The organism is uncultured Thalassospira sp. (assembly GCF_963976115.1).
Taxonomy (GTDB): Bacteria; Pseudomonadota; Alphaproteobacteria; order Rhodospirillales; family Thalassospiraceae; genus Thalassospira.
In genome coordinates, this window is the sequence record NZ_CAXBJJ010000014.1 from 141733 (window position 1) to 151747 (window position 10015).

The window sequence follows — 10015 nt, forward strand, 5'->3', positions numbered from 1 at the left end:
TACATCGGCCCGGTTCCACCGCTTACTAAACAAAGACCGAAAACCAGCGCGACATCAGATTGCGCACTGCAAACAAACCGGCAGCCCCAAACCGGCCTGCCTCAGCGAGGAAAACGTCACGATGTATGATATCAACCTGTTGATCAATAATACCGACACGCCCGCCAGCCAGAACCGCACCTTTACCCGCAAAAACCCCATCACCGGCGAAATTGCCACCACGGCCGCCGCCGCCAGCAGTGCCGATGCCATTCGTGCCGCCGATGCCGCCGCCAGCGCCTTTCCCGCATGGTCAAAAATAGGCCCAGGTGCCCGGCGGGCCATTTTACTGAAGGCCGCCGACATTATGGAAAGCAAAGGCGAGGAATTTGGCCGCCGTGTGCTGGTCGAAACCGGCAGTACGGCAATGTGGGGCGGGTTTAATGCCCATCTGGCGGCTAATATGCTGCGCGAAGCAGGTTCGATGACCACACAAATCACCGGCGATATCATTCCATCTGATGTGCCAGGCAGCTTTGCCATGGGCATTCGCCAGCCCGCCGGTGTGGTTTTGGGCATCGCCCCCTGGAATGCCCCGGTTATTTTGGGGACACGCGCCATTGCCATGCCGCTTGCCTGCGGCAACACGGTTGTCTTAAAGGCATCCGAGCTTTGCCCCGCCATTCACCATTTGATCGGCGATTGCCTGCGTGAAGCCGGTGCGCCCGACGGTGTGATTAACGTGATTACCAATGCCCCCGAAGACGCACCGGAAATTGTTGAAACCCTGATCGCCCATCCCGCTATTCGCCGGATTAATTTCACCGGCTCTACCCGGGTGGGCCGCATCATTGCCGAATTGGCCGCACGGCATTTAAAACCGGTTTTGTTGGAATTGGGCGGCAAGGCACCGTTTTTGGTGCTTGATGATGCCAATATCGACGACGCGGTGAATGCCGCCGCATTCGGGGCCTATATGAACCAGGGCCAAATCTGCATGTCGACCGAACGGCTCATTGTCGATAATGCCATTGGCGACGAATTTGTTGCCAAACTGGCCGCCAAGGCCAAAACCCTGACGGCGGGCGACCCGGCCAAAGGCGAGCATATTTTAGGCGGTGTGGTCACTGCCGAAGCCACCCGCCGGATCGAGGAACTGGTGGCCGACGCCGTGGCGAAGGGGGCCAAATTAATGGCGGGATCAGGCAGGGCCGATGGTGCCTTGATGGACGCCACATTGCTTGATCATGTCACATCATCGATGCGGATTTACAGCGAGGAAAGCTTTGGCCCGGTGGTATGCGTGATGCGGGCGGGCGATGAGGACGAAGCCATTCGCATTGCCAATGACAGCGAATATGGCCTGTCATCGGCGGTATTTTCGCGCGACATTTCACGCGCCATGCAGGTGGCCCAACAAATTGAAAGCGGCATTTGCCACATTAACGGCCCCACCGTGCATGACGAAGCGCAAATGCCGTTTGGCGGTGTTAAATCAAGTGGCTATGGCCGATTTGGTGCCAAGGCATCGATCGATGAATTTACCGAACTGCGCTGGATCACCATTCAGAACGGCAAACGGCATTATCCGTTTTAACGTGTATTAAAATAAAAATATGAAGGCCCGGAAACGTTATGCGCCGGGCCTTTAATCTATCGCGCGCACAAACAATCCGTCAGGCGCGCAATGCTGCCTGAGCCACAACTTCCAGCGCACTGGAAAACCGCGAGCGGTCCTTCTGCGTGAAACCGGCATTGCGGCCCTGCTCGCCGGTAACTTCGCGCATATGGGCGGCAATTTCACGCCCGGCCAGCGCATTGGCGATATTGGCCTCGGTAAAGGCTTTGCCGGTCGGTCCTAACACATGCGCGCCAAGTTCCAGCCCGCGCGATGCCAGCGGAATATCGGCGGTAATGATAATATCGTTGGCACCGGCATTTTCCGCAATCCAGTCATCGGCGGCATCGGGCTCTGGCGGCACAAAAATACTTTGGATCAGCGGGTTCCGCGATGGGCGAATGCCCCCGTTTGAGACCAGAAACATCTGCATCTGATGACGTTCGGCAACACGTTCGCATTCGGCCTTTACCGGGCAGGCATCGGCGTCAACAAACAGTCTGGGGCGTTGGGGCGTTGGTGTTTGATTTTGATCTGACATGGGCTGATCATCGCGCCAGATGCATTAAAGTCAAGCGGATCATGCCTGTTGCGCGGCAACTTCTTCGGCGGGGGCATCGCCAATCACCAGCAACGCCAAACCGCCAATCGCCACGATAAAACCAGACACCGCAACCGTGGCATGAAATGAATACCAGTTGGCAATGGTGCCCATCAAAAGGTTTCCGGTAAGGCCACCGACAAACAATGTGCTGATGTAATAGCTGGTTGCCATACCGGGCCGGTCACGGGCAAAATTTTGCACAAATGTCATGCCGATCGCGGCAAAAAGCCCATAATACAGCCCATCCAGTGCGCCAAGGGCCAAAACATGCAGCAAGGTTTGCGCATGATAGACCAGAAAGAAAAACAGCACCGCAAAGCTTGCCGCAATCATCAATCCACGCCGTTCGCCAATGCACCGGATCAATCGGGTAGACACGTAAATCGCGATTACCTCGACAAAGCATTTCACCGTCAACTCGAACCCGGCAGCAGACGGGGCCAGACCAAGGCTGGCGGTGAAATAAAGCGGCATGGTGGTTAAAAACAGAACATGCCCGGTCGAGATCAGATAAACCGGAAGGCAGGCCAACAGCAAACCGCGATTAAACGGCACCTTTTGCCCCGGCGTGATGCTGCCGGGATGGTGGGTTTTAAAGGCTGATGGCACCACAAAAAAACAAAATGCCAGCCACACTGCCCCTAACACAGCGATGGCAAAATAAATGACGGTAAAGCCAAATGCGCCATAAACCGACAACGATATGGCAGGGCCGACCATCCAGCCCAGCGATGTTTGCATCCGCAACCAGGAATTGAATTTTTTAACATCGCGGCCGGTTTGTTCGGCAAACAAACGCCCGAACGAATACACCACCGATAACGCACCTGACCCAACCCCGATCAGGACCGAGGCGACACCGGCATATACCCAGTAAACCTGAAAGGTGCCGATAATTCCCATGCCGATGGTAAAACAGCTAATGCTGATCAGCAGCAAACGGCGAACCGGAACACCCCGGTCAATCGCATGGCCGTAATAACGGTTGGTAAACAGTGTGACCACCACCTTGATGATGGCCGCGACACTGATTTTCCAAGGGGCTTCGCCCAGACCATCGACAACAAACAAACCGCCCAGCGGGGCCGACATTGAAGAGGTAAACGCCCCGACCAGCACAACCCCAAGCACGAGAAAGGGAAAACGGTTAAGAAAGGCCATCATGCCCGTTAACGGGGGATGCGAACCGCGCGTTTGCCCCTTGCTTGCCTGTTTCGCCATTCCAGCGCATCCCTTGCTGCTCCATCGAACCTGACGGCATGTTTTAAAAACAAGGACGCTAACTGAAAACCATAAAACAGGAACAGGCAGAAACTGTCACATATATGCCATCATCCTAACCTGCCAGCCCGCCAACGAAATGAGCCAGTTCTGGCGTTTTTGGATTGGCAAAAACTTCTTCAGGGGCACCTTTTTCGTGGATGCGGCCATGATGCATAAAGACCAGCGTATCGCAAACTTCACGGGCAAAACGCATTTCATGGGTTACCATCACCAAGGTCATGCCTTCCTCGGCCAATTGGCGCACAACGGCCAGCACTTCGTTGACCAGTTCAGGATCAAGGGCCGATGTTACCTCGTCGCACAGCAACACGCGCGGCTTCATGGCCAGGGCGCGGGCTATGGCAACACGTTGCTGCTGCCCGCCCGAAAGCTGATCGGGGTAATGCGACATTTTATCGGCCAGGCCGACCTTGACCAGCATTTCTTCGCCAATGGCGCGGGCTTCGGCCTTGGACTGCTTTTTCACCACCTGTGGTGACAGCATCACGTTTTCAAGCGCCGTATAATGCGGAAACAGATTGAACTGTTGAAACACCATGCCGACATTCAGGCGCAGATCGAGAAGGTCGGTATCATGGTCGCCAACCTTTTTACCGGCCACCATGATGGTGCCGTCATCAATGGTTTCAAGGCCGTTGATGGTGCGTAAAAGCGTGCTTTTACCCGACCCGCTACGCCCGATAAGCGCAATGACCTGCCCTTCATCGATTTTAAGATCAATGCCCTTAAGGACCTGCACCGCGCCAAAACTTTTATGAATGGCATGAAGCTCAACGAGAGACATTATGAAGTTTTCCTTCCAGGCGGCGGGCATAAAGCGACAACGGATAACAGATGAGGAAATACAGCACGGCAACACAGCCATAGACGGTAAAGGGCGCATAGGTGGCGTTGGTGATCATGGTGCCGGCCTTGGTCAATTCGACAAAGCCGATAATCGAGGTCACAGCCGTGCCCTTAACCACCTGCACCGAAAAACCGACCGTGGGTGCCACTGCAATGCGCAAGGCCTGCGGCAGGATGATATAGCGCATTTGCTGGGTAAAATTCATGCCCAGTGTCGCCGATGCCTCCCACTGGCCTTTATTGACCGATTCAACACAGCCCCGCCAGATTTCGGTTAAAAACGCACTGGTAAACAGGGTTAAGCCCAACATGGCGGCGATCCAGGGCGACACATCGACCCCGATCAGGGGCAAACCAAAAAACAGGATAAACAACTGCATCAAAAGCGGGGTGCCCTGAAACAGTTCAACATATCCGCGCACCAGCCGCATGGCCCACGGGTTCCCTGCCGTGCGCGCCAGCAGCAACACCAGGGCGACAAACCCGCCCATGATGAAGGCAACAAGCGACAGCAATACCGTCCAGCGGGCCGCAAGCAGCAGATTATAAACAATATCCCACAGGGTAAATTCAGGCATGGTGCCGCCGTTCAAACAAAAAGTTACCGAAGATCTTCAGGATCTGGCGCAAGAGGATCGACATCACCAGATACATCCCGGTCGTGACGAAATAGACCTCGAAAGCGCGAAAATTCATGCCTTGAATATAATTGGCAGCAAAGGTTAGTTCCTCGGCGGCAATTTGCGAACATACCGACGAGCCCAGCATCACAATCACCACCTGGCTGGACAATGCCGGCCAGATTTTTTTCAAGGCCGGGCGAATAACGATATAGCGAAAAATCTGTACCCGGTTCATCGCCAGGCTTTGGGCGGCCTCGATCTGGCCTTGCGGAATGGCCTGAATACCCGCCCGGACAATTTCGGTCGAATAAGCCCCCAGATTAATAATCATCGCCAGGGCCGCTGCCTGAAACTCTGTCAGTTTCACACCCAGAGCAGGCAAACCGAAAAAGATGAAGAACAATTGCACCAGAAACGGTGTATTGCGGATAAGTTCGACATAGACAGCCACGGCATGGCTGATGACAGGGGTGCGTGAGGTTCTAGCCCACGCCCCCAAAATGCCCATCCCGACACCGGCGACCGCGCCAATCGCTGCCAGCTCTGTTGTCAGAACAACCCCGTCAAGCAGCAGCTTCCAATGTGGAAGAATTGCGCCAAAATCAAATTGATAAGCCATTAAAACACAGTCACCAGGTTGTCGGAACAGATCAGAATTTTTCTGGCAGCGGGTTGCCCAGCCACTGAATGGAAATGTCGTTCAGGCGACCGTCTTTCAGCGATGCGGCAATAATTTCATTTACCTTGGCTTTCAGTTCCGGCTCTTCCTTGTTCAGCCCGACATAGCAGGGTGAATTTTTGATCAGGAATTTCGGTTCCGGCTTGCGCGGCGGGTTCCGTTTGATAATCGCAGCGGCGGTTACGTTGCCCGTGGCAATGACCTCAACCTGGCCCGACAGGAAGGCAGAAATGGTGGCATTGTTATCTTCATACCGTTTGATATCGACATCTTTGGGCGCGATTTTCTGCAATTCCATATCTTCGATGGTGGCGCGCGTGACACCCAGGGTATGGCCACTCAAATCTGCCGGGCCTTTGATATCAATATCGGCCGGACCAAACACGCCATTAAAGAACGGGGCATAGGGATCGGTGAAATCAATCACCTTTTCGCGGTCCGGGTTTTTGCCCAATGTTGAAATAACCAGATCAACCTTGCCCGTGGTCAGATAAGGAATACGGTTATTGGTCGTAACCGGCACCATTTCCAGTTTAACGCCGAGATCACTGGCAATCAGCTTTGCCATGTCAATGTCATAGCCCTGCGGCTGCATATCGGTGCCAACAGTCCCAAAAGGCGGAAAATCCTGTGGCACGGCAATTTTGATCACGCCAGCATCCTTGATCGCATCGAGTGCGCCCGCCGCCGATGCCCCGGCAAGCGGGGCTGCCATCATTGCCATCGCAGCAAGTGTAACCTTAAGGAAATTCTTCATCTGCCTCTCCGGATTCATTTTTGTGAAAGTGTTAAGTTCAAATTTTAACCATCAATAATTTGTGCATATTTTTTGCGCTATTGTCCATGCCAAATTTTGCATCTTGCTAAAATTTAACTTCAAATTTGGCTAAATATACTGAAATATAATGACATTTATAAACACCCCCCCTAACCAGCTGGTCTGACCAGTTAGTGGAGATTGAATGAAACACAATGAAAGCGCGCCCGAACGCGCCGCACGGGACATCCGAAATCTGATCAAAACCAAGGTATTTCAAAAAGGGGACTCGCTCCCCTCGCAACGCATTCTTGCCCACGAGCTGAATGTCAGCCGGGCCAGCCTGCGCGAAGCCCTGGCAACACTTGAGGCCTTTGGCCTGGTTCGCATTCAAGCCGGGAAAGGTGTTTTTGTCACCGACCCGCAAGATGGCACACCGCGCGATGCGCAATCGGCCCACCATGCCGCACAGGTTTACCAGTTTCGGCTGGCGATTGAACCCTATGTGGCGGGGTTGGCAGCACAGGCGCGCACCAACACCCACCTGTCTGCCCTTAAAAGCAGCATTGAAGAAATGCGCCAGGCGTTGCTGGAAGATAATTTATTTCAGGCAGCAAAGGCCGACACGGCCTTTCACAACATCCTGTTGCAGGCCGCAGATAACCCGTTATTTCTAAAAGCGATGCACCCGACAGCGCAAAGTATTCACGAGAACCAGATGCTACCCTTTGCCAATGCAGCCGTCCTTCAGGCACCATTGCAAGAACACGAGCAGGTTTTGCGCTTTGTCCGCGACCGCAACCCGTCGCGTGCCCGCGATGCCATGCATTTCCATGTGCTAAGTGCGGCAACCCGGGCCAATATTGCTTTCCTGCGCCCATAAAGCATGTTTCCTTTATCGCGCAGCCCGGCAAAGCTGTACCGGCCAAATCAAAAAACACACCCCGAAAACGAAACAATCCCCGCCTGGTTTCCCGGGCGGGGATTGAAAATCAGCGTCACCTCGAAAGGCGACAAGCCGAATTAGGAAGCGGTCAGATCGTCAGCTGAAACGCGGCCCGAACGTGAGTCGGTACGCAGTTCGTAGTTGATCTTGTCGCCTTCCTGCGGGTGACGCAGGCCAGCGCGTTCAACTGCACTGATGTGCAAGAAAACGTCGTTTCCGCCTTCGTCCGGCTGAATGAAACCAAAGCCTTTAGTTGCATTAAACCATTTTACGGTACCAGTTGCCATTTTAATCTCTCCTATGAGTATAGTTGGCCCAAACTGTCAGACAGAACCCCGCGTGGATCCTGTCCATCTTCTTGGAAATCAGCTTACGCGACAGAATGCCGCGGGCGATTTCCTGTTTTCGACCGGCCACGATCGGAAGCATTCTGTGCTCCCCTTGCCGGACCGGAATTTCGTGAATTTCGGCTGGGACGACCCGCATCGGCATTTGCACTGCCATTGCCGGTCGCACCGGTTTTGCCCGAAGACGTTTTACCCAAAAACGCAACGCTCGATGCGATACGGTTCTGGCTGACATCGCTGCCACCGTCACGGTCATTACGCGTGTTGCGTGTCGTGTTTCCACGAACGGCACCACCATTGCCACCACGGCCCGGACGGGCCGGTGCACCATCACGGCTGTTGCGCGCGACAAAACCGGTCTTTACCGGCTGCGCTGCTACAGCATCATTGGTACCATTTGCGGCAACAGTTGAATTTTCATTGCGCGGTGCGTCGGCGACCGGTTTACGGCCACCTTTGTAACGCCCTTGTGCCGGCTTTGCTGCCTGGCCTTCGCCACGATTGGGGCCAGCAGTGCGACCACCATCAGAACGGCCACCGTCTGCACGACGACCATTGGCACCACCACCATTATTGTTACGGCCACCATTCCCGTTACCTGCTGCACCGCGGCTGGAACGACGCGGCCCCTGCTCTGCACGGTTGGCCGCAGTTTCCGCGTCCTGTTGTGCAGCAGCCTTGGCATCCCGGCGATCAATCGACGGAATGGTCTGGCGGGTTGTGCGTTCAATATCGCGCAACAGACTACGTTCGTCATCGGCGCAAAACGCAATCGCATGACCAGCAGCACCCGCACGGGCGGTACGACCAATACGATGAACGTAGCTTTCAGGAACGTTGGGAAGTTCGTAATTGACCACGTGGGTCACACCATCAACATCGATACCGCGTGCGGCGATGTCGGTGGCAACCAGAACCTGAACCTGACCATCCTTAAAGGCGGCAAGGGCGCGTTCGCGCTGGTTCTGGCTTTTATTGCCGTGAATGGCAGAGGCACTGATTTTGCAGGACTCAAGATGGCGTGCCACCCGGTCCGCACCGCGTTTGGTGCGGGTAAAGACCAGCGTACGACCAAAAGCCGGATTATCAAGCAGTTCGGCCAGCAATGCCCGTTTGCGTGATGATTCAATCAGATAAACCGACTGATCCACACGTTCGGCAGTGGTGGAGACCGGCGTCACCGACACTTTGATCGGGTTACGCAGCATGTCGCCAGCCAATTGCCCGATCTGGGTGGGCATGGTTGCCGAGAAAAACAGGTTCTGACGGGATTTGGGCAGCATCTTGACGATACGGCGGATCGGCGGCAGGAAGCCAAGATCCAGCATATGGTCGGCTTCGTCGAGGACGACGACTTCAACCTGGTCAAGTTTCAGCTTGCCGCTGTCAACATGGTCAAGCAAACGCCCCGGCGTTGCGACAAGCACATCGACACCCGGCGTAATCGCCTTGATCTGCGGACCGGGCGAAACCCCGCCCACAACAACAGCAACAGTGGTTTTGGTAAAGCGGCCATAAGCACGGAAGCTGTCGCCAATCTGGGCGGCCAGTTCACGCGTCGGAGCCAACACCAATACGCGGCAATGCCGGGGTGTCGTCCGTTTTTCTGATTTGGAAAGACGGTCTAAAATCGGCAGTGCAAAAGCAGCGGTTTTGCCGGTGCCGGTCTGGGCAATACCCAGAAGATCTTTACCTTCCAGAAGGGAAGGAATGGCCTGTGCCTGGATGGGCGTCGGCGTAACGTAACCTTCGTGCGTTAAGGCGCGAAGTACGGGCTCGGCCAGGCCGAGATCCGAAAACTGGGTCAAATAAATAGTTCTCTTAGGTTTGCGGCAGCAGACAAAGGGAATCGGCCCTTGATATGTTTAAAGTACAGGTCTGCGCCTTGCATCTCTTTGGAATCACCCGCGTAGCAGGGCAGTTCTATGCTGTTCTTCCGTAATCGCTCAACAGGCTGGAACAGGTTAACGTTCCTTCTACGCTACTGGAGCAATCAAATGACTTGGGCAAGATACGCAGAGTTTTTCGGGATTGTCAAATGGGTTATTTCATCTTGCCGCCCACGTTTTTCACAAAACAAAGGAGAACTTAGGGTTTCCCATCCAAAAAAACATTTTCGCGATGCCAATTTAAGCAGTCGCCATTCGGCGTAAAACGATAAGGCAGATTTAGAGGGGTCCCGTTGAATTTACCGAAATAACTCATAACACTATCAGATTCGCTACCCTTTAAGTTGTAGCTCAATTCGATGTGCAACTGACGGTCTAACGTCCAAAACCCTAGCAGCCTGTCGGATTTGATCAATCAGGGGATTCCAGTTAGTCCCGAGTTT

At 54.2% G+C, this 10015-nt stretch carries 10 protein-coding genes; 2 read left to right on the top strand and 8 right to left on the bottom strand.

Features of this window, described 5'->3' with window-relative positions; all coding sequences use genetic code 11:
- Positions 1 to 121 precede the first annotated feature (121 nt).
- Positions 122 to 1576 (top strand): aldehyde dehydrogenase, encoded by a 1455-nt coding sequence (locus AAC086_RS18350; protein ID WP_339780857.1) that lies wholly within the window; start codon positions 122 to 124, stop codon positions 1574 to 1576.
- A gap of 79 nt (positions 1577 to 1655) precedes the next feature.
- Here AAC086_RS18350 and AAC086_RS18355 read toward each other — a convergent pair whose 3' ends face one another.
- From AAC086_RS18355 to AAC086_RS18380, 6 genes are all read right to left on the bottom strand, one after another.
- Positions 1656 to 2138, bottom strand: coding sequence for a YaiI/YqxD family protein (locus tag AAC086_RS18355; protein ID WP_339780859.1), 483 nt, complete (start codon positions 2136 to 2138; stop codon positions 1656 to 1658).
- A 39-nt stretch (positions 2139 to 2177) separates the two neighbouring features.
- A complete protein-coding gene (locus AAC086_RS18360) occupies positions 2178 to 3422 on the bottom strand; it encodes an MFS transporter (RefSeq protein WP_339780861.1) in 1245 nt (414 codons plus the stop codon).
- 115 nt (positions 3423 to 3537) lie between these two features.
- Entirely contained in the window at positions 3538 to 4269 is a 732-nt protein-coding gene (locus AAC086_RS18365) for an amino acid ABC transporter ATP-binding protein (RefSeq protein ID WP_339780863.1), read from the bottom strand.
- Positions 4256 to 4909, bottom strand: a complete 654-nt coding sequence (locus AAC086_RS18370) for an amino acid ABC transporter permease (protein ID WP_339780865.1) — start codon at positions 4907 to 4909, stop codon at positions 4256 to 4258. The genes AAC086_RS18365 and AAC086_RS18370 overlap by 14 nt, the downstream gene beginning before the upstream one ends.
- On the bottom strand, positions 4902 to 5573 hold the full coding sequence (locus AAC086_RS18375) for an amino acid ABC transporter permease (protein WP_339780867.1): 672 nt from the start codon (positions 5571 to 5573) through the stop codon (positions 4902 to 4904). Before AAC086_RS18375 ends, AAC086_RS18370 begins: the two co-directional genes overlap by 8 nt.
- 31 nt (positions 5574 to 5604) lie before the next feature.
- Positions 5605 to 6390, bottom strand: coding sequence for a transporter substrate-binding domain-containing protein (locus tag AAC086_RS18380; RefSeq protein ID WP_339780869.1), 786 nt, complete (start codon positions 6388 to 6390; stop codon positions 5605 to 5607).
- 205 nt (positions 6391 to 6595) lie between these two features.
- Here AAC086_RS18380 and AAC086_RS18385 point away from each other — a divergent pair, with 205 nt between their 5' ends.
- Positions 6596 to 7273, top strand: a complete 678-nt coding sequence (locus tag AAC086_RS18385; RefSeq protein WP_339780870.1) for an FCD domain-containing protein — start codon at positions 6596 to 6598, stop codon at positions 7271 to 7273.
- Positions 7274 to 7413: 140 nt separating this feature from the next.
- Here the strand turns inward: AAC086_RS18385 and AAC086_RS18390 are convergent, their stop codons facing one another.
- Both AAC086_RS18390 and AAC086_RS18395 read right to left on the bottom strand, forming a co-directional pair.
- Positions 7414 to 7623 carry a cold-shock protein gene (locus AAC086_RS18390; RefSeq protein ID WP_085581120.1) on the bottom strand — a complete coding sequence of 70 codons (210 nt, stop codon included), beginning with the start codon at positions 7621 to 7623 and terminating at the stop codon, positions 7414 to 7416.
- 83 nt (positions 7624 to 7706) lie between these two features.
- Positions 7707 to 9491, bottom strand: a complete 1785-nt coding sequence (locus tag AAC086_RS18395; protein WP_339780873.1) for a DEAD/DEAH box helicase — start codon at positions 9489 to 9491, stop codon at positions 7707 to 7709.
- Positions 9492 to 10015: the final 524 nt, after the last annotated feature.